This window comes from Proteiniphilum sp. UBA5463 (genome assembly GCF_002427225.1).
Classification (GTDB): domain Bacteria; phylum Bacteroidota; class Bacteroidia; order Bacteroidales; family Dysgonomonadaceae; genus Proteiniphilum; species Proteiniphilum propionicum.
Genome location: NZ_DIQL01000019.1, coordinates 1 through 25,562 on the forward strand (window position 1 = coordinate 1; position 25,562 = coordinate 25,562).

Below are 25,562 nucleotides of genomic sequence, written 5' to 3' on the forward strand. Positions count from 1 at the left end.
TTGTCCGGTTAACGAGAATGTCAGGTAGTCTGAGGCGGATGCAATGCTGTTTAGCTTCTCCCAGATTTCCGGTTTGTTCTCTTGAAACCAAACTATTTTAGCCGCCATTGATTGCAAACCGGGCGAGATTCCTAATCCTGTTTTCTTCAGAAAGTCTCGTTTTTCCAGTATCGATTGTAATGCGGAGGGGACTCGACCGGCTCTTTTGTCCGGCCACAGAATCAATGGAGTCAACGGATTGTCCGTTTCATCCAAAAGCACAAAGCTGTTGGCTTGAGATGAGTAGGAGACCGCAATTAGCTCGTTTGGGTTGATTTCAGCTTTCTCAATTGCCTGGTTAATGCTTTTAAGCAGTGTAACCCAAAAATCGGCGATTGGCAATTCACAAATTTCTCCGTCATCTGTTTGTTTATTAACATAACAACGTCCCAGTCCCGCAAGATTTCCTTGCTCATCGAATATGCCCGCTTTGAAGTAACTTGTTCCTAAATCTATTCCGAGATAGAATCCCATTTTATATTGATTTTAATTCCTTGATTGTTTCGCTCAGCATTAATTCACCGGCCTTGTGATCAAAGAAGGAATTTCCAGCTTCGTAATAACCTCCGTCCTGGGCTTCCCGGGTAACGAGATAGCCTTGGAGCTCTCCGTTAGCATAGGTTATCAAAGCGACCTCTTCAGCATGTTTTTTCAGTTCAATACCGTACTCTACAAACACCTCCCCGGGCCAGGCTGCAAATTTCCACTCCCCTATTTTAATTATTTGAATCTCTGCAGGAAGAGAGTGTTGGTATGCCTTTTCCAATTCGTTGTTCCGAGCTAATTTCGATAAATAGAGAAGTTCTTCTGAACCAAACCAGTTCACTTCTGCCGTGCGAACTTCCTGCGGTATTTTTGAATTCTTTTTAAGCTCTTCAAAACATTTTTTTGTTTTGTCGCGATGTTCCTTGGCCCATTCAACCGGGGGAAAAGTTCGTTTGGGCAAATCGACGAATTTTTGAGCGACAGAAATAGGCATGTAAGAAGAGTAAGTAACCGTCTCCGTAAGCTTGGAGATGATGGAATCTGCGACGATCTGTCCTATTCGTCTGGCCTCCTCAAACGTGTTGGATTTTGTAACGTGCCTCGGGCTTTGGTTGCCGGCAGTTCCGGTAAAATAGATGACCGGACGGCCATTTCCTAAAACTACTTCCTGAAGAGTTTTTCGGATGAAATGCGGAAAATCACCGCTGTACAACGTTGAATCTTCATGCAGTATGGTTGGATGCATGTTACATACCAGCATACAACCGATATACTCATTGTTCTTATTTTTGACAAACATTGCCGGAACATCCGTGTCTTTTGCCCACTCAGGATTGTGTCGATTGGTTCCCACACCGGTTGCGTCTCCAACAACAACGGCAATTTCAGCCCACGTTGCGTGCTCAACAGCCTGGCAAGCAGCTTTTACGGTGCTGTCTTCCATAAATTTCAGGTAGTTTTTATCAACCTTTGGGACGATTGGATCGTTCGCACTGATTACCAGGTCTACAGTAACCGGAGCTGAATGTGTATGTGTTGCTGCAATCAGTATGTTGGAAGCCCCTATCCCCGTCTTCTCCGAGATGCTTTTTCTGATCCGCGCTGTAGACGCTTTACTCACGTATATGACGTCGTTGGAAATAAACAAAACCTGATTCTTCCCATCCGTTAAATACAAAGCTGAACTCAACAAATCATCGTGTGTGCCGGTACTCATTCTCTCAACAAACGGGTACCCGAACAAGAAATGTGATTCTTGCGGGGTAATTTTTACGGTTGCTGCGCCGGCTTTTAATTCGGTCATGTTTGATTTTTTAATATCCTTTGTTCCAGTCTGTTTCTATGTTTTGTGCAATGGTTTCCGATACGTATACATCGGTCCTCAATGTCTGAAGGATGGATTCGGGCACAAGCGGCGTTACTGGTCCGTGCAGTACGAGACGCGTAGTAAATCGTTGCCATGCGGTGCTTGTACCGTGTACCGTAATACCGTGTGTATCGAAGCGGTGCTTGGCATTTATTACATCAACAGGGCCAATGGTAGCTGCCTTTGGAGGCACTGCAGCCAAATTGCCGCTTTTTCCAAAAATACCGTGCAATGAGTTTTGAGCGAGAGTGAAGGGACTTAACGTGCAAACCCTCGCTCCCATCTGTTTCCATTCTTCCAGAGAACCCCGGAATTCGGGAGCATCAGGTTCGATAAAGGCCAGGTGTCCTGTCCACCCGGGTCCGCTGTAACATATGTCGGCCCCTCCGTGATCTGCAATCATTTTGCTGTAATCATTTACATTCTTGTTGGTAAATCCTACAAACTGCTCTTTGGGTGGCCTTAGCTTTTTATCCAGTTCATAATAGAAGTATTTCATCATGGCTTGAGTAAAACCAAATTCCCACCCTTCAGGCGCAATATTTCCGTTTTCATCGGCGTATTCGTCCATAGCGAAAGCATAGATATTCCTGCAATCAATATTACAAGCATTGATTAACCGGGCTAAATGCCTGTAAAGAGGGGCCGGATTGGGGAGTATCATCACGAGTTTTTCCCCGGTATCAGAAGAATGTTTGATTCTTTTGAACATATCCGTTATCCAATAAAACTCGACATCCGAATCAGGTAAAACCTTGATTTTAAAATCAGGATTTTCGTGTTTCTCTATGTCCTCTCTTTTGATGGCTGACACCCTGTCAATTTCTTTTTTATCTCTAAAGGGTACCCATTCGGACGGGTTGAAGTCGAATTGCTGATGCCCTGTATTATGCCCAGGGTCAAGCACAAATTTCTGAGTTTGTTTCATATTATTTCCTTTCAAAAAAACATTTGCCGTTTATCCATGTTTGTGAGACATCGAGATGATCATTCAACACGACGAAATCGGCATCGTATCCTTGTTCCAATAATCCTTTCTTATGTCCGAGACCAAGTACCTGGGCGGGGTGATGGCTTACCAGTTTCGAAGCCTGCACCAGATCCAGACCCAGCCATTTTACAGCATTTTTTAACGCTTGGTCCATAGTCAATCCGCTTCCAGCCAATGTGTTGTCCTTTACGGAACGTGCCGGAGCGCCTTTGTACGCAAAGCAGATATCTCCCAAATTACCGAACGAGAATTGTCCGGGCTCTAATCCTGCGCCTACATTGGCATCTGTGACAAGACATACTTTGCCCGGCCCTTTTCTTTTGCTGATCAGAGACATTTTTACCGCCACAGGATCAACATGTACGCCATCCAGGATGAAATCCACGCTTACCCGCTCGTCTGCCAGGATAGCCTCGACAGCTCCACAAGGTCGTACACCGGGTTCGGAAACGGCGGGGCAGGGGAAAACGTCGTAAAAATGTGTAGCATGCCGTACACCCAGCGCTATGGCTTGCTGCGTCTGTTTAACAGAAGCTGCAGTGTGTGTCATAAAGACAGGGGTGCCGTTGGCTGCCATCAACGGTATCAGTTTTTCGATCCCGTCTACGTCCGGAGAAATGCTGAAGATGGCCTTATGCGGTTTTGCTGCGTGAAGCAAAGCGTTTACTCTTCCTTCATTTGCTCCAGAGATGGCTCCTGCCCCTAAGGCCCCTGTGATCTTGAGAAACGGCCCTTCGAGGTGAAAACCCAATATTTCCGTTCCTTCGGTCTCTGTTCTCGACAATTCCGAGAGAAACTCAGCATCCTCTCCTTTAGGCCTGGGTGCCAATGTGGGCAAAAATCCGGTGACTCCGTATTGGGGTAGAATTTTGCAGATTTCTTTCAGCTCTTCCACACCATTGTCCACCAACATGCGATGAATGCCGTGTATATGCAAATCAATGAATCCGGGAACGATGAAAGCCTTGCCAGCGTCTGTGATTTCTCCTTGGGGCTTTTCCGGAGTGATCTTGATAATTTTCCCATTTTCAGTTATGAGATAACCTTCCAGAATCCTGTCATCCAAGATAATCTTTCCCTTAATACTTTTTTTACTCATGTTGTTTCTTTTTCTTATCCCAACTTTTTATTTTATGTCCGAAATAACCATAATGTGCAATAAATAAATAACACGGTATAAGTATCCAATAAGCTCTTTGAGTACTATCAATTGTGTCTGCAATTAATCCATAAAGTAATGGTACAACAGCACCTGCAACTACGCTCATAATAAGCAGAGCAGAGCCAATTTTCACAAAGCGCCCCAAGCCTTCCAAAGCGAGCGGCCATATAGCCGGCCAAAAAAGAGCATTCACAAATCCAAGCAACGCGACCATGAAAACAGAAACGGACGAATGACTGTAGATAACGAGCACTGTCAAAATACTGCCTGCAATGGCTCCATATTTTAAAAGTTTCTCCTGTTTTATATATTTCGGGATCAGAATCATTCCCGACAGATAGCCCATTATCATTGCAATTAGCGTATATGACCCGAAAAGTTTAGCCCGGGTTTCAGGAAAACCTAACGACATCCCGTAATTTATAATGCTGTCAATTGCCATTACTTCTGTAGCTCCGGCACAAAACAGGGCGATTACCCCTAAAACCAGGTTTGGAAATTGGAATACATTTTTTTTGTCGTTGTGTGTTGAAAGAATTTCGTGTTCCACCTTCTCCTCTTCAATTTCAGGAAACCAATTGTTTTTTCTCAGAATAAAGGACATCACAACAAATAAGGCCGTAATAATTAAATAGGGAAATATTATTTTATTAAGTTCATCCTGTTGTACAATGTTGGTCGCCCCATGCAGCAAGATACTACCCAACACCAGTTGCCCGATGATACCTCCAATTTTATTGGAGAACCCCATAAAACTGATGCGTTTGGCACCGCTTTCATGGGGGCCCATTAAAGTAACGTAAGGATTAATAGCCGTTTGGAGAAGTGTTAACCCGATGCCGGTAGTAAACAGTCCAACTAAAAAAATAGGATATGAGGCTAATTTGGCTGCCGGGATAAAGAGTCCACATCCTGTTGCCATTATCAGTAAGCCTATCGACATACCGTTTTTGAACCCGATCTTCTTCAAGACCCAGGATGACGGTATTGCCATAAGCGTGTAAGACAGGTAATAGGCAAATGTAACCAAATAAGAGTTGAAATGGTTAAGGTCAAAAGTTTTTTTGAAAAAAGCAATCAACGTACCGTTTACCCAGGTTAGAAATCCGAAAATAAAAAAGAGGAAAGCGGCCAATAGAAGAGCCCTTTGAAATTGTCTTTTTTTTTGCATACTCAACGCTTAAATTTGAAATGGGTTGTTTATTCTTATTGACAGGTTATTACTTTCGCAACAGAATTTTACTGGATTTCTGACCACAAACGCATACTTTCTTTAGTTGAAACTAACTTCCCTTAAATTGGCTGTACCTGAACCTCTTTTTCCCAGGAAACGCTTAATGAAGATGATCCGGAGAGCATTTGTTATACGTTTTGCTGCTTCACAGACTCATCCGTTTTTATGCTTTCAAGTCTGACTCCTGTGTTGCCGCCTTTTCCCATACTGATGTCAATGGGTTGATTTGCTTTATAAGCACCGCACGTAAAATCCGGAACTTCTATCGGCTCAGAATCGTTGGCTACGGACCATTCTGTAAGTGCGACCATTGAACTCCACAAGGCAGCATCGTAAACATTTTGATCCAGGGGTAATCCGTTTCTTAAACAATCGATAAGACGCCAATCCATCATAAAGTCCATTCCACCGTGTCCGCCTACTTTTTTGGCTAAATCGCCCACTTTCTTAACAATAGGCGGAGTATATTTTTCTTCTAATTCTTTCATCTCCGTTTCGGAAAGCCATTCATGGTTTCCCAGACTTATACGTGGAGGAAGCGGCCATTTTTGAGCTACTGCTTTCGTTCCACTCACCATGTAAATCCTTGAATACGGACGAGGGCTCGAAACATCATGTTGGAGCATAATTGTCCGTCCTTTTTCAGTTTTTATAATGGATGTATTCATGTTGCCCCTGTAAGAATCAGTGTCGAACTCTTTATAAAAATCATCTTGCTGGGCTAATCGATGAGCTTCCGGCCCATACGTGAAATCATTGGACTGCATGGACACCAGTTTGGTCATTCTGTCTCCCCTGTTAATATTCATGACCTGACACACAGGTCCTAATCCGTGTGTGGGGTAATGGTTGCCATTTCTTGTTTGGCTTTCCTTTAATAACCACATTCCGGGATAGCCGTTTTTTTTGAATGCTATGTCTAATTGATCATGGAGATAAGCTGCTTCTGCATGAATTATTTCTCCGAACACCCCTTGTCTTGCCATGTTCAATACCTGCATTTCAAAAAAATCATAGCAACAGTTTTCCAGCATCATGCAATGTTTTTTTGTCCGTTCGGAAGTTTCAACCAATTTCCAGCAATCTTCAATGGTTAAAGCGGCCGGCATTTCAACAGCGGCATGTTTATCATGCTCCATTGCAAAAACAGAAACAGGCGTATGCAAGCGCCAAGGTGTAACCTGGTATATTAAATCGATATCATCGCTCTCGCACATTTTTTTCCAATCATCTTCGGTCTGACCATATTCCCTGGCAGGAGGTAAACCTGCATCTGCAATGACCTTTTGCCCTTTTGCCAAGCTTTCGGGACGAATATCGCAGATTGCTTTTATTTCAACGCCATCAATCAAGCACAGTCTCCGTAGTGATGAAGGGCCCCTGTTCCCTAATCCGATGAAACCAATACGTACAGTTTCCAAGGGTGGAGCCGCATATCCACACATGTTAAAATGCTGTTTTCTGGATTTCCTAACCTCATTTAAGGTGTTGACAAATTTTACATCTTCATTCTTTGACTTATGACATGAAATGATGCTTGGGCTGATTACTGCTCCTGCAGTAAGGGTCCCTGCTGATTTTAAAAAAGTTCTTCTGTTTGTTTTCATGGTTGTTTTAATAAGAATTTGTTTTATTTGTTTTAACTTCATTCAACAGAGAAAGAGCCTTCTCAATTAATATTTCACCGCCGCCCGAATCAATCAATGAATATACGATCTCATAACTTCCTTCAGGGAAAGCTTTTCTTAACGGAATACACTCTTCATGACTATTTGCTAAAGTAAGAATAAGAGTGTTTTTAAAAGGAGAATCTCTTTTAAGTGCTAACCCCAGTTCCACGAAAATCTGACCAGGTAAAGCTACAATTGCAGTTTCTTCATTAAACATAAAAACCTGAATTTCGAGTGGAAGGGTGTCTCCATATTTTTTTATGAGTTTTTGAAGAGAAAGTATTTTTTTGATACGTGCCTGAACAATGGCTGGAGTTATAGAATCCTTATGGCTAACGACCCACTCCAAATCCATATCACTGTAAGTTTGCAAAGGGACATTTACTACCTTACTGCTAACTTTGAATATCTCATTCATCCTTTCGAGCTTAGGTGTTTCTTGTAAAAATCCAGTAGCCAATTTTCTGCCGATGGAAGATGTAACCTCTTCATAACCAGTCTGGGGCCCGGGCTTGGTAATATCCCAATGATTTACATCGGCACACGGACCTTCACCAAATACCGATAAAAAGTCATTACCAAAATATTTTTGTAATTCTTGTTCCAAAAAATGAGGGAACCCACTGCTAAATTTTGTCGTATTTCCAATAGTTGCCAACTGCATGGCAAATGTGGTGAACGACGCGAAAGCAGTCTTATCGTGTTTATCATCAAACAATATAATTCCCAGCTCGTTGTCCACAGGTCCAACCGTTCTGACAATATCTGGATTTAAAAAACCTCCGTTCATCCTTACGGTACCATCTTTCATGAGATGCCTTCGGTTGAAAGCCAATCCATCAACCTGTGCGAAGCCTGACCTTAAAAGAACAGGTTTGAGATTTTTTTGTGCTTCAACAATTGAATATACAATTTTTTGTATTAACTGTGCAACATAAGCATAGTTGCCTTCATTGGGAATCAGGCTGGAACCCATTTTTGAGATATAATCTTCCATTTCACCATAACAGGTTGGGTCGGCATGTGTATGTGTGGCGGCCAAACAAATGTTGGAAACAGGAATCCCCGTTTGTTCCGCTGCTTCCCTGCGAATTAAATCGGAGAGTTCTAATGGTATATAAAAAAGGTCTGCCATAACCAGGGCTCCTGTACGGTCACTTTGACTAAATACCATTGTCTTAATTTCAAGCGAATCGAGTACTCCATCACTCTTGACCTTATGAACAAGATATCCGGTTGGAGGAGTCATATCAAAAACCGAAACGCCTACCTTTAGATCGTCCCCTCTCTTTTCAGTGTTTTGTTGTTGGCAACTAAACAGAATTAAAAAGGCTGGTAAAAGTAAATGGATAAAAATTCTCATAGATTATATCATTTTTTATTTGGACAATTGATGTAACATAATTAATGCTTCTTCTACCATTCTTTCACCTGATCCGGGAGCTAACCGAGAATTGATAGCTTCATAACTTCCTTCCTGAAAAGCCTGTATCGTTGGGACGTAGGCGATATCAGCATTGGCCAGTTCGATCAACATAGTATTTTCAAAAGGAGACATTTTCTTTAATTCGATGCCAAATTCAGTAAAGAGCTCTCCGGGCATAGTCACTATTGCCGTTTGCTTGTCAAGTTTAAATACATGTATCTCTACCGGCAATCTCCACGGATCTCCAAAAAAAGAGGGAGGAATAGCTTCCTTTAAACGAAGTTGCTCTAAAGGTGGCTGCACACCCCAAACAGAAATCTTAAGTTTTCTTCTTTGTTCAAAAAAAGAGCTTTCAGGGTACAAAGAAGTACCGCCTTCTTTTGACCATAGCAATTCTTCCTGTGAGTAATCCTGCAAAGGAAGATAGATTACTTTGCTTAAAACCTTAAAGTCGGGTCTGCTCATCTTCTTTTTTATGTCAGCATTTTTGACAACTTCCGCAAGCGTATTACCCATTTTTTCCACCTTGCGATCTGCGTTCTCAATCGTTGAATCTTTTAAATTGACCGTATTGATGTTTCCACAAGGGCCCAACCCAAACACTGAAACAAAATTTTCACCAAAAGCATCTTTTAAGTTTTCTTCCAAATAGTAAGGATAATCTGAACTGAACTCGGTTCCTCCACGAACATAATGGCTTGCAAAAACTGTGAGAGAGGCGTTGAAGGAGAGTCCATCTTCAGATGTAAACAATACAAAATGTACATCCGGATCAACGGGTCCAGCAGGTAAAACAGTTTTTGGATTTAAGCGTCCCGGATTAAAACGTACTTTCCCGTCCGTCATCAAATAGCGTCTATTGAAAGACAATCCAGGAGCTTGCCCTATTCCGGATATCATTTTTACCGCTTTTCGATTTTCAGATGCATCCATGACTGCTTTTGTCATCCCATTAATTAGATACCTGAAGTAGCTTGTCTCATCTGAATCAACTAAAATGCCGTTTACTTCGTTGTCAATAAATTTTTGAAACTCTTCAGTTATGGCTGGACTTGTATGGGTATGGGTAGCTGAAACAGTGATGTTTTGAAAAGGTATTCCTGCTTCTTTTGATACCTGTTCCCTAATTATTCGACTGAGATCCCTGGGAATACCCAGCAGGTTACATATAAGCAGTGCTCCTTGTTCATCTCCTTGTTTAAATACCAGAGCTTTGGCATAAAGCGAATCTTTAATTCCGGTGCTTTTTACAGGTGGATAACCGTATCTCCAATATCCAACAGGAGGTGTGATGTCAGCTACTCCGACTCCTAATTCAAAGGGAGAGGACTCAATTTTTTTACAGCCGATGACGCCAATTGTCAATATTAAAAATAATTGACCATATATAAATGCGGCTTTTCTTATCTTGAATGCCTTTGAGTAATAATGAATTAAACGCATAACACTCTTTTTTAATATTCTCAACAAATTTTTATTGTCCTTCCCATTTGAGCGATTGCTTCTTTATGCCTATACAGACACGGTGCGACCATAGGCCTCCAGGGGGCAGTCATAAAACCGTAAAGTCTTGATTGATCGATTAAATTTTTCCCGTATACCCCGGTTCTCTCCATGTTTATATCGTTGGAGTGATTGCTGCCTGTTGGCATTTGGTCATAGCCATGTTCTTCCAAATCAAATTTGCTCCCAAGATAACGAATGTGTTTTTTTGTACACTATTGCTACCCATCCATACCCTAACATTTGTAGTACCAACTTGTTGCAAAGATATGTCGTACGGTTGGTTCAATTCCCATGCCCCGTTAGTGAAGTCGGGTATGTCAATTGGAGTTGACCTGTTTGCGACCGACCATTCGCTCAAGGGCCCGATCACGCTCCAGGAAGCGACATCGTATACGTCCATGTCCACGGAGAACTCGTCACAGATGGCCATGACCCTGACCGTGTCTATTTTTGGCGCTGCGTATCCGCACATGTTGAATCTTTGGGGATGCTTCTTGTAGGCTTGCAGGTAGATGGATTTTAACTGTTTAGCCGAAGGTTGCTGTAGCGAGGGCATTTCACTTCCGGTTAATTTGCCGGTGAGCATGCTTCCGACGCTTGCCGCGCCTGAAATTTTAAGGAAACTTTTTCTGTTGAGTTGCATGACAAAATTGCTATGTTTAATTTTTCCAATTTTCAATTTTATACCCCCATTTCCCATAGTAAAACAGGTAGAAGTATGTAGGAATTAACATCAAAACAGCCCAACGTGGATACATCGGGTTGAGATCGATGATCTTTCCAAAAATCATGGGTGCGATTGCGTACGAGATCAACGTCATCAACAATAACGCGGAACCTAGTTTTGTGTATTTGCCGAGGTTTCTTATTGCTAATCCCCATATCGATCCCCAGGTGAATGCAGATAAAAAGGCTTGGGCCAACAAAAACCAGACGGATATCACTCCATTGGTAAAAAAGGCGAGCATAGTTAAAATAAATCCCGTAATAGCGCATAGCACGACAGCTTTTTGCTGAGTCAGGTATTTGGGTATAAGCAATGTGTTTCCAAGGAATCCGATCAACGTGAATGTCAGTGCGTACGTACTAAAATGCCTGGATACGGTAAAGGGAATCCCTAAGGCGTCACCATAGAGTATGCTGTTGTTCACCGCGACAGAAATAGAGCCGTCTAAAAACAGTGCAATGACTCCCAGCACGAGATAGGGAAAGCTGAGTATACTCTTGCGTTCTGTTCCCTCAGTAATTTTATTTTCTTCTTCATCTTTCAGGTTTGGGATGTTTGAAAAATAGATCAGACCAGCCACTACCACGAAAAATAGCGCAAGAAAGATGTAGGGACTTATAACCTTTGATAAATACTCCGTGAGTATTAACTCCTTTTCCGCTGGCAAGGCAATAGTCAGTTGATGGGAAATATCCCCTGCGTCACGTAACAGAATACTGCTGAAGATCAGTTGAGTTAAAACCCCGCCTAATCTATTGGCCATACCCATGAAACCCATCCGTTGTGCCGTGCTTTCTCGTGGACCAATTATGGTTACATAAGGATTTGCCGCGGTTTGAAGCAAAACCATCCCGATGCTTATTACAAAAATTGCTGCCAGAAAAATGCTGTATTGTCGTGATAACGCTGCGGGAATAAATAATAACGCTCCAATAGACATGATAAATAAGCCTATTATAAGTCCTTTTTTATATCCTACTAGGTTGAGAAAACTCGAAGAAGGTATGGAAAAAATAAAATAAGATACAAAAGAAGCGACTGCTACCAAGGCAGCCTGTGCATTACTCAATTCGAGGCCCACCTTAAAATAGGGGATAAGTATAGCGCTAGCCCAGGTCATTACTCCGAAAACGAAGAACAATATCCCCATTATTAAAAGCGGGTAAAAATAATTTTGCTTTGTATTCATTTATTTTTTCGTTTATGGGTTAAAGTCAACGGGAGGTTTATGTAGGTCTACCGATGGTGAAGCTGCCGGATTGAATTGCAGGAACATAGCTCGCTCTGTTACAACGCGTCCGTCACCCGCCAAGTTATTCACATCCGCATAATGACGAAAACCTACCTGTTCGTACAACGTGTACGCGCGATGGTTATCCGGCAACGTGGTTAATTCAATACCATCCCGGTTTGTCCGACGCGCGGCATCGATCAGGAATTGGATCAGTTTTTTGCCAAATCCCTTTCCCTGGTACTCGTCAAGTATTCCGATTCCCAGCAACGGTATGGGATTAGTATAATACCATAAGAAAAAGTACGCAACCATTTTGTCATTAATGAAAAGTCCAAGAGTGAGATCTTTTCCTGTCTCGGAACGTTCAAGAAAAGCGTTTACGGTATCGTCGTCGTAGGAATGAGGTAAAAAGGAAGCGGTCGATTCTTTAGATAATGAATTCCCAAATTCTTGCAAACCTCTTCGATCACTTTTCAGAAGTCTTCGGATGATGAATTCATCGCCGGCTGTCGAGTTAATTAATATATTGTCGTTTATTTCCATACGCTTTCTATCACTTGGTTTTTATCAACGAAAACTGTTTTAATAATTCAGATACAATTTTTTCTGAAGCTTTAAGTTCAACATTATTTGTACTTAGCCAAGTTTCATAACCTCCCAGCTCGTGTTGTGCCGGAGTCGGTAAATAACCCCAATAACCATCTGCCAGCCCAACAACAAATGTTTGTTTAAACGGACTTTTTGCTTTTACTTCCAATCCGGTTTCAGCGAACACTTCAAACGGGATACTCGCTACACCTAAATCACCAATGCCAAAAACGTGCAAACGAATAGACACTTGATCAGGTTTCTTTAGTTGATTCAACGTTCTTGCCGCGTATGTCTTTTCAAGCGAATGCAACGATTTGATCGAATCGGGTCTGGCCAGGATGATTTTGGCCCGTTCAACCATTTTTTCATCAGGTTTTCGCACTTTCAGGGTAACCTCTTTCTGTTTAGCTTTTAAAGGCACCCAATCGTGATAGGCGATTGATCCGGAAGCTTCGAATACTTTTTGTGCGACATCTCTACCCACATATTTCATTTTTGCATAAGGAACATTTTTCTCAGGAGAGCCTCCGAAGTTGATGTTGTTGATATCACCAGATGTGCCGTTTGACATAATCCCTACAAACGGAGGATCCTGTCTTCCAGCATCAAGCAGTTCCTGAATACGGTCACAAAAAACGGCAAAGTAATCTGCCGAGATGTGTCCCTTAAGTGTTCCTCCCACGTAGTGAAGCGAATAATTTGCAAATAATGCGATGTGACGTCCTTCGGTTGATTTGACTGAAATAAAAGAGACGTCGGGATCGGGTACGGCAGCGGGAGCTAGTTTGTTGGAGTTACTGTGTCCGGGATTCATCACAACCTTATCGTATTCTCCAAAAGGATTAATAACCGGCTTTTTCATTTTCCAACGACGAACAAAAACATGTTCGGGAACAGCAACAGATCCCCATCCAATCTGCGCAGGTTCCAGGTGGTTGGCAGCAAGTTGTACAACATCGGCTATTCGGTGAATGACAAACTCCTGATAAGGATCAAATGTGCTATTATAATCCCAACTGCGTCGTTTTTCTCCTCTTCCCATTGCGCTTACAGCCGAATGAGTATGAATAGCGGATATGATGATATTGGAAGACGGGATATCCATTCTTTCTGAAATTAATCTTATGGCTGCATCGGTCAGATCCTGATGCAAACCTAAAACGTCTGCAACAACAAAAACTAATTTAGTTGTTCCATCGTCAAGTATTAGACAACGAACATGCAATTCGTCATGCACTTCTGTTGACGACGGATCATTCCAATTGCCAATCAGTGCACCGCCAAGAAACGGGGTGATATTAGCTGTTGCGGCACCTGCCTTAAAAACTTTTTGCTCACTGGTTTTATGCTTCACGTCGTTCGTCATTGCTTTACCGTGTGGCATACCCCAGAAGCCACTCACAATCAGCGTGACAAAATAAAGCTTTAATGTAAATGATCTCATGTTGTATACGATTTAAAAATGATTTGATGAGACATGTTTGTATGGTGTAATCTTATTTTGCAAGTAACCGCTTAATTTTATCTTACTCTTTAATTTAAATTATGTCGTAAGAATTTTTCTTGTTTCATGGTCATAAAAGGTTTTCTTTCCGGTTTCATACGATTTCATAGCCATGAGGACTGCAACAGCGTGTTGGTAGCCAGCTTCAATTGGAGCGATGGGTGTTTTATTGTTACGGATACACTGTAACCAATTCAGAAAGTGATCGGGGCATTCTATTGGTTCTACTTTCCGTTCACCTTTAATTGATCCATCACTCCTGGGTGCACCTTCGTCACTAAAAGTTGGAGTATTCCAACTACTCATCTTAAGCACCCCTTTGTCACCATAAAAATTACGTACGCTCCCTGCTCCATTGCCAAGATTGTTTGAACTGCTTACCAGAAATCCTTCGGGATAAATCCATGTGGCTTGTATACAGTCGGGCGTGGTAAACTTGTATTCGTCATGCCATGTAAATGTTCCTCCAAGGCATACACATGATTCCGGAAATCCAGCCCCGGTAATATAATGTACCATATCAATAAAGTGTGCTCCCAGGTTAGGAATCGGGCCATGGGAGAAATCGTAATAACCGTACCAGGCTGAATATAATGCAGCATTAAATGGCCTGTAAGGCCTGTCTGCAAGAAACTCTTCCCAGTCAACATCCTCTTTCCTAACCTCCCGCAAATATCCGTACCAATATGGTTTTGGACTGTTGCGGCACTCTTCAATTCGAGAAAGTTTGCCTAATTTTCCATTGCGGAATAATTCGCGTGCTCCGACTGCTCCGGGCAAGCTTCGAAGTTGTGTTCCCACTTGTGCAACAATACCGGCTTCCTTGACAGCATCGACAGCATTAATCAGTTTTGTCATGTCCATGGCCAACGGTTTCTCCACATATACATGTTTCCCCGCACGGGCAACTGCTTCCAGATGTGTTGTATGCAAATGATCAGGCGAGGCAATCATTACCGCATCCAGATTATCTAATTCCAAAAGATCGTGGTATGAAGTGACCTGCCTGGCATCGCGTCCATACCACTTTTTGATTTTTATGTTGGCTTGTTCTCTGGCAACGCTCCACGGATCACAGATTGCGGTAATTTCAACATTCATTTCATCTGTATGTTTATAAATGCCATCCATGAATACCTTGTTACCACGCGAACCACAGCCGATAATTCCTATTCGAAGACGGTCGTTGGCTCCTATTGCCTTTCCTTTTTTCAATATTGTCAGTGGATGTGGCATAACACTAAGTCCCGATGTATATAAAACACCTTTTTTTATAAAATTTCTTCTGGATATATTTTTCATAACTATAAAATTTATTGCTGATTCGTAGGATTAATGTTCTTTGTTCTTATCTGAATCCCAATTACTCCCTGCCGGTATTTCGTCGTATCGATAAGCTTTCAGGTCATTGTAAAATTTAAATGTCCTGCCGACTTTTTGGAGTGAACTCATATTTTTATTTTTTGGGTTTAAGAAACATATATTCTGCACGGTCAATCCATCCTGTTCTTAAATCAAGTCTAAACCAACCCTCTGAGTTCTTTTTATGAATTCGTGAAGGGGAGAAAGATCCAAAGTCTTTAATGTCATATTCAAGCCATGTTTTTCCCAGATCGTTCGAAATCATAATTCCCAGTGTAAACGGTGACGCGACTGCAATATGCGTAGCAAGCATTACTCCGTCCTCAATAATCATGGTCGACGATTCATATTTAGGATCGAATAACTTAGTATGAGCATTGGGATTACCTATATCGGCCGGATGACAGCAAAAGATTCCTCTGTCCCAGGGTTCTGGGCCATTGGCATCGCTTATCCAGTACATTTGTCCATCTACAAAACTGATGCCGCCCGCTTTATATCTTGTGTTTAAACTTTCGGTAATAATTATCTTCCAGTTCCATTTATCTTTTATCCTATCATATTTCCCCCGAAGCCAATGACATTCCCATCCTGCCGGCCTATTGCCGTCACCTGTGCATGCATAAAAAGCATCTTCGGCCGGATTATACGCAACCGAGTGAATGTGTCGGCATATTACAGGATTATTCGGATTGCCCAAAAGGGTTCCTTCTGCTCCTCCGCCCGGAGATCCGTTATCTGTAAAATAAGGATTTTGCCCGAATGAATAAGCTATCTTAACCGTTCTTCCACAATCGCTTGTATAGTAAATATTAACCGGAGATGCTCCTCCTTTTACATTGCAATAATTACCCCATACCAACATCTCCTTACCGTTAATTATCCAGGAATTGATTCCCGATAAAGTGTGGAAATACCATCCCGGATTATCCGGATTTTTCGATTTGTGAGGAAGATAAGCTTTGCCATCGGTATCTTTCACAATAATTTCACGGCATGATTTTAGTTTTTTGGTACAGCGGTATAATTTTTCTTGTGTTGCAAACAATACTGTTCCATCATTGAAGATATGACTGAAAGTAATATTTTTTGCGTCGGCAAAAGCCTTTTTGTAGCTCCAAGTATGGCTGTTATCATCAGATAGCATTATTTCAGAATCGGTAAATGCAAAAGCCAGATTTTTATTTTGCGAGTCTACATAAGGCTTATTCAATGGTTTACGATACCAAAAATGCGGAGTTTCAGAATACTCATCCGGCCTAACTAAGCGTAGAGCACCAAAAGCATCGCCCAACGGTAAAATTAAGCTCCCTGCCACAACACTTGCAGCAGTTCCAATAAAGTGTCGTCTGTCTATGTGATTCATAACCAAAAGGTGGTTTTAGCCGGGTAGAATTTAAAAATAATCATCATTGAATTTAATCGTTGTTTTTATTTTAGTTGACCCTCCTCCTTTTGCCATGGCGATGTCAAGCGGTTCATTTGTTTTGTACGCACCTCTTGTAAAGTCTGGTATCCTAACCGGAACGGAGTTATTTGCAACGCACCACTCGCTGAGGGGAACAATAGAGCTCCATGCAGCAGCATCGTAGCAATCCATGTCTAACGGCAGCCCGTTACGCAGGCAATCTACAAGCCTCCATTGCATCAGGAAGTCCATCCCTCCGTGTCCACCTACTTTTTTAGCCATATCACCTGCAATTTTTACTATTGGTGGTGTAAATTTTTCTTCCAGCTCCTTAAGCTCTTCATCGCTAACCCAGCCCTTACCTCCGTAAGAGATTCTGCTTGGAGTGGGTTGTTTCTTGGCTGTTCCTTCAGTACCAATCACCCAGTGAATTCTGGTTCCGGGACGTGGATTACTAACATTATACTGCAACTTAATGGTTTTCCCATTTACTGTCTTAATGGTAGAAGTGTTCATATTTCCCAACTTCCACTGACCAATAAACTGTTTATAGTAATCATCCGTAGCCGCTCTTTTTTCAATCTCTTTACCCATGGTAAAATCGGCAGAAGACACCGATACCATAAAATCCATTCTGTCGCCCCGGTTAATGTCAAGTATCTGACAGGCAGGCCCAAGACCATGAGTAGGATAAATATTCCCATCTCTGTTAATAAATTCCCTGGTGCGCCACTCCAGCTCCTTGTTTAGATTTGTGTTTATCTGGTTGGATACATATCCTGCATCGACATGCACTATTTCTCCGAAAAATCCCTGACGGGCCATATTCAGTATCAACAATTCCCAAAAATCATACACACAGTTTTCGATCATACTGCAATGTTTTTTGGTTTTTTCAGAAGTTTCAACCAATGACCAGCATTCATCCAAGGTACGGGCAGCGGGTATTTCTGTGGCTACGTGCGCTCCGCTCTCCATACCGTATACACACATTGAGGGATGGAGATCCCTTGGAGTGGCTATATAAATCAGATCCAGTTCTTCCTTGTCACACATCTCTTTCCATAACTCCTGGCTGCCGTCTGCATACCCTTTTGGTTCCGGCATGCCCAATTTCTTCAGGTAAGCTTTAGCCTCATCTATTTTTTCAATTTTAAGATCTGAAAGGGCCACAATTTCAACTCCTTCCAGCAGTGCCATTCTTTTCACAGCAGCCATTCCGCGTCCGCCTATTCCAATATAGCCTATTTTTATTACATCTATTTTGGGGGCGGCGTAACCGGACATATTAAATACTTGTTTCCCTTTATTTTCAGATATGTCCCAAATAGCCGGAACATTTTTCGAAGATGATGAATCTCCACTACCACTGCAGGCACTCAATCCGCCTGTGGCTAACATACCTCCGGCCATACCGGCTGTTTTAATAAAATCTCTGCGACTTGTTTTCATTTAAAAGATTGTTTTTATGGGATAATTTTATGCTCAAGATGCTTTACTTTCCGGATTTAATTCTTCATGATGTTATTCCTTCAAGGTATTCTCTTACTTTTCGTGCCTCTGCATTAACGAAAGGAAGTTCTCCCGGTGCCAACTGTTCAACAATAAGAGGGCCTTTGCTGAAACCACCCTTTTTCAGACGAGCAATTAATTTTTCAAAGTCAACTATCCCTGTTCCGGGAGTAATGTTAACGTTCTTGGGCTGTTTAAAATCCTTCACGGCCATACCTACCACCACTCCGTCCAACGCTTCGGCATCCTGAACCGGATCAACTTTGCCTTCCGTATAGTATGCAACGTTTCCAGGATCATACCATAATTTGAAATTTTTATGGTTTATGCGATCAACATGTTCCCTGCATTCAGCACCTGTGGAACCATGTGGTTTAACGGTGATTAATACTTTTTTTTCCAAACCATAATCGCAACATTCTGAAATTACTTTATAAAAATCGGGTTCCAATGACTGATCAGCAATATCGTTTAATTGAATCAATGGTGATCCACATCTTTCCGCGTTGTCTATCAGACGTTTTAGTTGCTCAATACCTTGAGAGACCGGTGCATTGGAATCAAATGTCCCGCCTGATAGAGCAACAAGCTTTAGTCCCCTTTTCTTGATTTCTTCACCCACCTGAAATGCGATATCGGGAGCTGTATCCCTATCGATCACCCTTCCTTTGTCGTGAGTACTTAGGCCTACGTATTTGTACCCCGCTTCAACCATTCCATCCAACGCTATTAAGTAGTTACGACTTCCCCATGCTCGTGTATAGCATCCTATTAACCATGGAGAAGTCTTGGAAAACGTATTACATGCACTTAATAATAGACCTGACAATGTACTTGTTGTTGAAACTAGCATGATGCTACCAATAAATTGGCGACGGGAAATAGAGTCGAGTTTTTGTTTTTTCATGTTATGTACCTTAATATTATCAATTCAAGTTTCGCATTTGTTAATAATTTTTTATTGCCCTTCCCATTTGAGCGATTGCTTCTTTATGCCTATCCAGACACGGTGCGAGCGTAGGCCTCCAGGGGGCAGTCATAAAACCGTAAAGTCTTGATTGATCAATCACTTTTTTCCCATAATCCACGGTCGCTTCCATATTTATATCGTTGGAGTGATTACTGCCTGTCGGTATTTGATCATAGCCATGTTCTTCCAAATCATTATAAAGTTTCACATAAGTTTTGGCCGGATCCTTTAATTTATTCAAATCAAATTCGGTCCCATAGTACCAGTTACTTTGTAAAACGGATTTAGGCATTTTTCTAAAGAAAAGATCCGGCTTGTTCCAAGCATAATCCGACCACACCCACGCGCGTACTCCTTTCTTCTCAATTTCATCCGTGTAGAAATATAGATCCCCCCACCATAAATCGTTTTGACGTATCACGGCGTAGTCTTGGCGACTCTGATGACCTGCCGTTTCTTCATCCATTCCTATATGAAAGAAACGGGGAGTACCGAACAATTCGATCACTTCACTGATAAGATCCCGGCATACGGAATAGTATTTCGTCGTAGAAACCATTCGTGAATATTCACCCATCCAGATGTCATGAGTCGTAGCAAAATTCAATTTAGGGATCGGTTCTAATCCTAGCTTCCTCATTTTAACAAGTTCTGAACCTAACTTTTCTTTTGTCCATGCATTTCTTACTGCTATTTCAGGATGACTTTCGTATTGGACCGCGTCTCCCAGATCTATCACTACCATATTCATCCCGACGTCGGCCATTTCTTGAAGGAGAGTATTCCATGTTAAATCGTCGAACGTTAAAAACGGCCGATAAGGATGAGCCCACTCTCTGGCTTCCTGACAAGTTAAGCATTGATAGTTTTCGTCCCGATACTTTAGCGGCACATTGTCTTCCCACATGTTGTAACTGAGATGCAGAAGGTTGGCCCAGATTAGTTTTTGATCACTACTTTTTTTCAAAGAGCTTGTTTGATTAAAATCAGGTTTTGAGTGAGTTAGGGACGGTATTGCACTCGCAATTCCGGCCAGGGTCATTTGTCTGATAAAGCTTCTTCTGTTGGTCATGGCTTGCAGTTTTTGGTTTTCAATAATTGTTTTTAATTGCCCTGTTTATTTGATTGATCGCTTCCAGGTGTTTGTCAAGACAGGTGGATAATGTTGGTAACCAGGGTGCTGTCATAAATCCAAGTAACCGGGCGGGGTCAATATTTTTTTTACAATAATCTACTGTGTCCTCCATATTGGTCTCATGGCTCCAGTTGCTACCGGTCGGTACCTGGTCGTAACCATAATTTTCCAAATCGTTGTAAAATTTGACGTAATTTTTAGTCGGTTCTTTTAATTGAGCTAAATCAAATCCGGAGCCGTAATACCAGTTGCTTTGCAATACCGATTTGGGCATTTTCTTGAAGAAAAGTTCGGGATGTCGCCATCCGTAGTCGGACCAGATCCAGGAACGGACCCCTTTTTTTTCGGTTTCCTTAACATAAAAATGCAGATCATCCCACCACAAGTCGTTTTGACGCATAATGGCATAGTTGTATGTCCGTTGATGTTGAGCAGTCTCCTCGTCCATCCCCAGATGAAAAAAGCGGGGATTGTCAAATATTTCGATTACCTCCCGGATCAGGTCTTGACAGACCGAATAATACTTGCTTGTAGAAACCATCTTGGAGTATTCTCCCAGCCAGGCGTCGTGGGAGGTTGCAAAGTTCAGCTTTGGGATGGGCTCCATGCCAAGGTTGCGAATTTTTGCAAGTTCCAGTCTTAATTTGTCGACGGACCATGNNAACACCAAAAAAGGCCTGTATGCGCGTAAGCCCCATGCAATAGCATCTCGACAGGTTTGACAATTAAAATCATCTCTGTAGATACCTTCGGATACATTTGGCCATGTAATATAGGGATGGTCTTCCCACATGTTTGAACCTAAATGCAGACAGATTTGCCCAAATCATTCTCTTTGCCTCTGAGGCTTTTACCTCACTTTGTTTTCTTTGGGGAGAAAACGACAGAAGGCATACTGGCTGCTATGCCTGAAGTAGCCGATAACTTAATAAATTCTCTCCTTTTTATCATTGTCATTTAAAAATTAGGTCAACTTTCACGAGAATCAACAGATTGTATGCTGTTGATTAAAATGATTGTTATGTTGTAGACATTTATTTTCAGTATAGAATACCCCAATAAAAATTAAGAGCCTATATGGATCTGGTTTTGACCGTTTGATTGTCGATGTAATTGTTTTTGTTATTGCGGGTACGAGAAATTTTTTATGTTCAGAAAATTGGGCTTGGGTTTTTAGAGCAACCAATATAATCAAAAAATTGGTTAAAAATAGGATATTAATATTTATTCTAATAATTTTAGGTAATATTAAGCATGCACTCTAACAAAGTAATATGTACTCTTTTGATATCGCTCTTTAAATACCAGTCTAATTTATTAAAAACAAATTAAATCACTTTTCTGAACGTATAAATGTCTTATTATGAAAAATTACTGATATATTGCGCAAATATTCTTAATTTAATTGTTAAATGAGGAACAATGAGGGCGTTTTTTTGTTTGATAGTTAAATATTTTTTTAACATGAGTTGCATTATGATTTCTTTTTGATAACATAAAATTAAGCAGTGATGATAAAAGTTTTGGTACTTATAGATTCTACCACCGAGTTTAGTCGGCGTTTTCTGACCGGTTTAATCCAGTATGCCAATGAGAATGGCCCCTGGACATTTTATCGCCTGCCGTCCTATTATAAGGCATTGTACGGAGAATCCGGTATCGTGGAGCGGATTAAAGAATGGAAAATAGAGGCCGTAATTGCGCAATGGGAATACGAGGGGGTGGATTTTCTCGACCAGCTGGATATACCGGTTTTTTTACAGAGTTACCGAAATATAAGTGGGCGATTTTCAAAAATATCCGGCGATTATATTGGTGCGGGTGTGATGGCTGCTCAATTTTTTGCGAAAAGACATTTTAAAAACTTTGCTTTTTACGGAAATAAAAATTTCTTCTGGTCGAAAGCCAGAGCAGAAGGTTATCGTCGTGAAGTAGAAAGGATAAGGGGGAATTATTATTATTTTGAGTCTGAACTGTTGGACAGCATGCAGTGGAGCCGGGAGCATGTTGAATTGGATAACTGGCTGCAAGGTTTGCCCAAGCCGGTGGCCCTGTTTGCGTGCGATGACAATTTTGCTTTGCAGGTATCGGAAATGTGCAAGGTGAACAACATCAATATTCCGGACGAATTGTCGTTGCTGGGTGTGGATAATGACGAGCTGATATGCAACTTATCGCATCCTTCCATTTCGTCCATTGTTACGGATGATGAAAATGGAGGGTATCAAACCGGAAAAATGCTGCAGAATTTGATCCTGAACAAAAACAACATCCCTTTCAATATCAACATCGATCCGGTTCGCATTGAATTGAGGCAATCCACAGAGAAATACAACATTTCTGATAGCTATGTAAAAACGGTCCTGGATTATATTCACGAAAACATCAGGCTTAATATCTCCATTGATGAGTTGACAGCTATAGTTCCGCTTTCGCGTAGAAATCTTGAGAAGAAATTCAGGGAAGCTACCGGAACTTCGGTTCATCAGTTTATTCTGGATAAAAAGGTGGACTTGATTTCCACTGAGCTGTTGACGACGGATAAGGACCTGTTGGATATCGCCATTGAGACGGGATTTAATGATGTCAGAAATGTTTACCGGATCTTTAAAAAGTATACGGGATATACGCCTGTTAGTTTCCGGAAAAAGTATTTGCAAAAATAATCATTCCTGAAGCAACTATTTTGTCAACATCTTTTGATGGGGCTGGATCCCGGTGGGCGTGCGATTTGCATAAAAATTTTTCCAAATCACATGATGCCTATATGAATCTGATAACATTTTATCTTAGCGTTTAACTGGTCGGTGACAATAGGCATGGATTTGATGTTATTGAAAAGAAAAAAGATTGTAAAATTGCATAATTTCATCTTTATGATTAATTTTGCATTTCAAATAAGAGAAAATGAAATTATAAGTGCATAAAATTAATCATTATGAAATTTACAAAAATGCACGGGACCGGTAACGATTATATCTATATAAACGGTTTTGTGGAAAATATAAAAAATCCATCGGAACTGTCCTTGAAGTTAAGTGACAGGCACAAGGGTGTTGGTTCCGATGGGTTGGTTGTGATACTGCCTTCCGAGGATTGTGATTTTAAAATGCGTATGTTTAACTCCGACGGATCGGAGTCGGAGATGTGCGGCAATGCATCCCGGTGCGTAGGTAAGTATGTTTACGAAAAGGGCATGACCAATAAGACTGGAATCACGCTGGAAACGCTTGCCGGTGTTAAGGTGTTGAAGCTTTGGTTGAACGAAGAAAAACGGGTCGAAAAAGTAACTGTGGATATGGGCGCGCCTGTTCTGGATGCTTCGTCCATCCCTACTGCTTTCAGTCAATCGCCTGTAGTTAAAAGTCCCTTGCCGGTAAGCGACGATGCAACTTACGAGGTTACCTGTCTCTCCATGGGTAATCCGCATGCTGTGCTCTTTATGGATAAGATCGATGAGCTTGATCTGTCCGAAATCGGGCCGGTAATCGAACATGCACCCTATTTCCCCAATCGTACCAATACCGAATTTGTCGAGGTGGTTTCGGATCGTTGGTTGAAAATGCGTGTTTGGGAGCGCGGTGCCGGTGAGACGCTGGCTTGCGGTACCGGAGCTTGCGCAGCAGTGGTTGCTGCTGTTCTTAACGGCCTGGCAGGGAGGAAAGCAACTGTACAATTGCGGGGCGGCGATCTGGAGATTGAGTGGAATGAAGAAGACAATCGTGTTTACCTTACGGGTGACGCTGTGACCGTGTTTGAGGGAGAAATAAAATTAGATGAGTGACCCATGCCCTATATTAACGAGAACTTTATTAAGATTCCGGCAGCCTATCTTTTTTCGGAAGTTGCCAGACGTGTGTCTCAATATGCGTCGGAAAACCCGGGTGCGGACATCATGCGGATGGGTATCGGGGATGTGACGCTGCCCCTGCCGGATGTTTGCGTGGATGCGATGATGAAGGCTGCTGATGAGCAGCGAAAAGTTGAAACGTTCCGGGGGTATGGTCCCGAGCAAGGTTATGACTTTCTCCGAAAGGCGATTGTGGAAAATGATTTTGCGTCGTTAGGCATAGAGGCAGATGAGGTCTTTGTGAGCGACGGGGCTAAAAGCGATACGGGGAATATCGGCGATATATTCAGTGGGAGCAATAAGGTGGCCATCACCGATCCGAGTTATCCGGTTTATGTGGATACCAATGCCATGGGGGGGCGAGCAGGAGAGTTTGTAAATGGGTGTTGGACGGACCTGGTTTACTTGACATGCAACGAGTCGAACCAATTCATCCCCGATCTGCCGGAAGAAAAAGTGGATATCGTCTATCTGTGTTACCCCAACAATCCTACAGGCACGACGCTGACAAAAGACCAGCTGGCTTCCTGGGTGGGTTATGCGCAGGAAAACAGGGCAATTATTCTTTTCGATGCGGCTTATGAAGCGTTTATCACAGAAGAAGACGTGCCGCACAGCATCTATGAAATAGCGGGAGCAAAAGAGGTGGCCATTGAGTTCAGGAGCTACTCCAAAACGGCCGGATTTACCGGTACAAGGTGCGGCTATACGGTTATCCCAAAATCGGTAAAGGCATCCTCGGAAAGCGGGGAGCGTGTCAGCCTCAACAAGCTTTGGCACCGGAGGCAGACGACAAAATTCAACGGGGTTTCCTATGTTGTACAGCGGGCTGCAGAAGCTACTTACAGCCCGGAAGGCAGAAGGCAGGTTGATGAGCTTGTCCGATACTATATGGAGAACGCCCGGGTAATTCGTGAAGCGCTTCAGTCCATTGGCTTGAGTGTTGTTGGCGGCGTGAATGCCCCGTACGTTTGGGCAAAAACACCGGATGGGATGAGCAGTTGGGATTATTTTGATTTCCTGCTGAAAAAAAAGAACATCGTTTGCACTCCAGGAGTTGGGTTTGGTGCTTCGGGGGAAGGATTTGTGCGTTTCTCGGCGTTTGGAGATAAGGACAGGATTGCTGAGGCGACCCGGAGAATGCTGAGTTGATTAAGGAATTTTTTTTACGAAGAGAGCGTATCCGAGAAATCAGGATACGCTCTTTTTTCGTGTTTTGCAGTTGACGATGCGGTTTGAAATCAACGGTGTGGGGTGAAAAAACGGCCGCCTTTATGCCAAAATGATATATTTTTAATAAAATAAAAGAAATATGTTGTTTTTCTTGCATAAAAAAATCAAAGTGTTTATCTTTGTGTATATAAACAATCAAAAAGATATCGTATATTG

Annotated in this window: 20 protein-coding genes; 3 read left to right on the forward strand and 17 right to left on the reverse strand. The window is 42.0% G+C overall.

Annotated features, from left to right (window positions below):
* From B3B27_RS03545 to B3B27_RS03625, 17 genes are all read right to left on the reverse strand, one after another.
* Positions 1-513: FGGY family carbohydrate kinase (locus B3B27_RS03545; protein ID WP_286846832.1), on the reverse strand; the 513-nt coding region annotated here is incomplete at its 3' end.
* Position 514: 1 nt separating this feature from the next.
* Positions 515-1,828 (reverse strand): neutral/alkaline non-lysosomal ceramidase N-terminal domain-containing protein, encoded by a 1,314-nt coding sequence (locus B3B27_RS03550; RefSeq protein WP_286846833.1) that lies wholly within the window; start codon positions 1,826-1,828, stop codon positions 515-517.
* Between the two features lie 10 nt (positions 1,829-1,838).
* On the reverse strand, positions 1,839-2,819 hold the full coding sequence (locus tag B3B27_RS03555; protein WP_286846834.1) for a hypothetical protein: 981 nt from the start codon (positions 2,817-2,819) through the stop codon (positions 1,839-1,841).
* 1 nt (position 2,820) lies between these two features.
* Positions 2,821-3,981 (reverse strand): N-acetylglucosamine-6-phosphate deacetylase, encoded by a 1,161-nt coding sequence (locus B3B27_RS03560; RefSeq protein ID WP_286846835.1) that lies wholly within the window; start codon positions 3,979-3,981, stop codon positions 2,821-2,823.
* A complete protein-coding gene (locus B3B27_RS03565; RefSeq protein ID WP_286846836.1) occupies positions 3,974-5,215 on the reverse strand; it encodes a sugar MFS transporter in 1,242 nt (413 codons plus the stop codon). Before B3B27_RS03565 ends, B3B27_RS03560 begins: the two co-directional genes overlap by 8 nt.
* Before the next feature lie 191 nt (positions 5,216-5,406).
* A complete protein-coding gene (locus B3B27_RS03570; RefSeq protein WP_286846838.1) occupies positions 5,407-6,885 on the reverse strand; it encodes a Gfo/Idh/MocA family protein in 1,479 nt (492 codons plus the stop codon).
* A 7-nt stretch (positions 6,886-6,892) separates the two neighbouring features.
* Entirely contained in the window at positions 6,893-8,311 is a 1,419-nt protein-coding gene (locus tag B3B27_RS03575) for a hypothetical protein (protein ID WP_286846839.1), read from the reverse strand.
* Positions 8,312-8,326: 15 nt separating this feature from the next.
* Positions 8,327-9,841, reverse strand: coding sequence for a neutral/alkaline non-lysosomal ceramidase N-terminal domain-containing protein (locus B3B27_RS03580; protein ID WP_286846840.1), 1,515 nt, complete (start codon positions 9,839-9,841; stop codon positions 8,327-8,329).
* A gap of 151 nt (positions 9,842-9,992) precedes the next feature.
* Positions 9,993-10,523, reverse strand: coding sequence for a hypothetical protein (locus B3B27_RS03585; protein ID WP_286846858.1), 531 nt, complete (start codon positions 10,521-10,523; stop codon positions 9,993-9,995).
* Between the two features lie 16 nt (positions 10,524-10,539).
* Positions 10,540-11,796 carry an MFS transporter gene (locus B3B27_RS03590; protein WP_286846842.1) on the reverse strand — a complete coding sequence of 419 codons (1,257 nt, stop codon included), beginning with the start codon at positions 11,794-11,796 and terminating at the stop codon, positions 10,540-10,542.
* Positions 11,797-11,808: 12 nt separating this feature from the next.
* Positions 11,809-12,384, reverse strand: coding sequence for a GNAT family N-acetyltransferase (locus B3B27_RS03595; protein ID WP_286846844.1), 576 nt, complete (start codon positions 12,382-12,384; stop codon positions 11,809-11,811).
* A 10-nt stretch (positions 12,385-12,394) separates the two neighbouring features.
* Positions 12,395-13,876, reverse strand: coding sequence for a hypothetical protein (locus tag B3B27_RS03600; protein ID WP_286846846.1), 1,482 nt, complete (start codon positions 13,874-13,876; stop codon positions 12,395-12,397).
* 99 nt (positions 13,877-13,975) lie between these two features.
* Entirely contained in the window at positions 13,976-15,238 is a 1,263-nt protein-coding gene (locus tag B3B27_RS03605; RefSeq protein WP_286846847.1) for a Gfo/Idh/MocA family protein, read from the reverse strand.
* Positions 15,239-15,392: 154 nt separating this feature from the next.
* A complete protein-coding gene (locus B3B27_RS03610) occupies positions 15,393-16,664 on the reverse strand; it encodes a hypothetical protein (protein ID WP_286846848.1) in 1,272 nt (423 codons plus the stop codon).
* A 30-nt stretch (positions 16,665-16,694) separates the two neighbouring features.
* Positions 16,695-18,158, reverse strand: a complete 1,464-nt coding sequence (locus B3B27_RS03615) for a Gfo/Idh/MocA family oxidoreductase (protein ID WP_286846850.1) — start codon at positions 18,156-18,158, stop codon at positions 16,695-16,697.
* A 64-nt stretch (positions 18,159-18,222) separates the two neighbouring features.
* Positions 18,223-19,047, reverse strand: a complete 825-nt coding sequence (locus B3B27_RS03620; RefSeq protein WP_286846851.1) for a sugar phosphate isomerase/epimerase family protein — start codon at positions 19,045-19,047, stop codon at positions 18,223-18,225.
* Between the two features lie 118 nt (positions 19,048-19,165).
* Complete coding sequence (locus B3B27_RS03625) at positions 19,166-20,260, reverse strand: Tat pathway signal protein (protein ID WP_286846852.1); 1,095 nt, start codon at positions 20,258-20,260, stop codon at positions 19,166-19,168.
* A gap of 1,574 nt (positions 20,261-21,834) precedes the next feature.
* Here B3B27_RS03625 and B3B27_RS03630 point away from each other — a divergent pair.
* The 3 genes from B3B27_RS03630 to B3B27_RS03640 all read left to right on the forward strand — a co-directional run bounded on the left by B3B27_RS03630 (position 21,835) and on the right by B3B27_RS03640 (position 25,325).
* The gene (locus tag B3B27_RS03630; protein WP_286846854.1) at positions 21,835-22,989 is read left to right on the forward strand and encodes a xylose operon transcription regulator XylR; all 1,155 of its coding nucleotides are present in this window, start codon (positions 21,835-21,837) and stop codon (positions 22,987-22,989) included.
* A gap of 272 nt (positions 22,990-23,261) precedes the next feature.
* The gene (gene dapF / locus B3B27_RS03635) at positions 23,262-24,107 is read left to right on the forward strand and encodes a diaminopimelate epimerase (protein WP_286846855.1); all 846 of its coding nucleotides are present in this window, start codon (positions 23,262-23,264) and stop codon (positions 24,105-24,107) included.
* A 3-nt stretch (positions 24,108-24,110) separates the two neighbouring features.
* Complete coding sequence (locus B3B27_RS03640; protein WP_286846857.1) at positions 24,111-25,325, forward strand: LL-diaminopimelate aminotransferase; 1,215 nt, start codon at positions 24,111-24,113, stop codon at positions 25,323-25,325.
* The last annotated feature ends 237 nt before the right edge of the window (positions 25,326-25,562 follow it).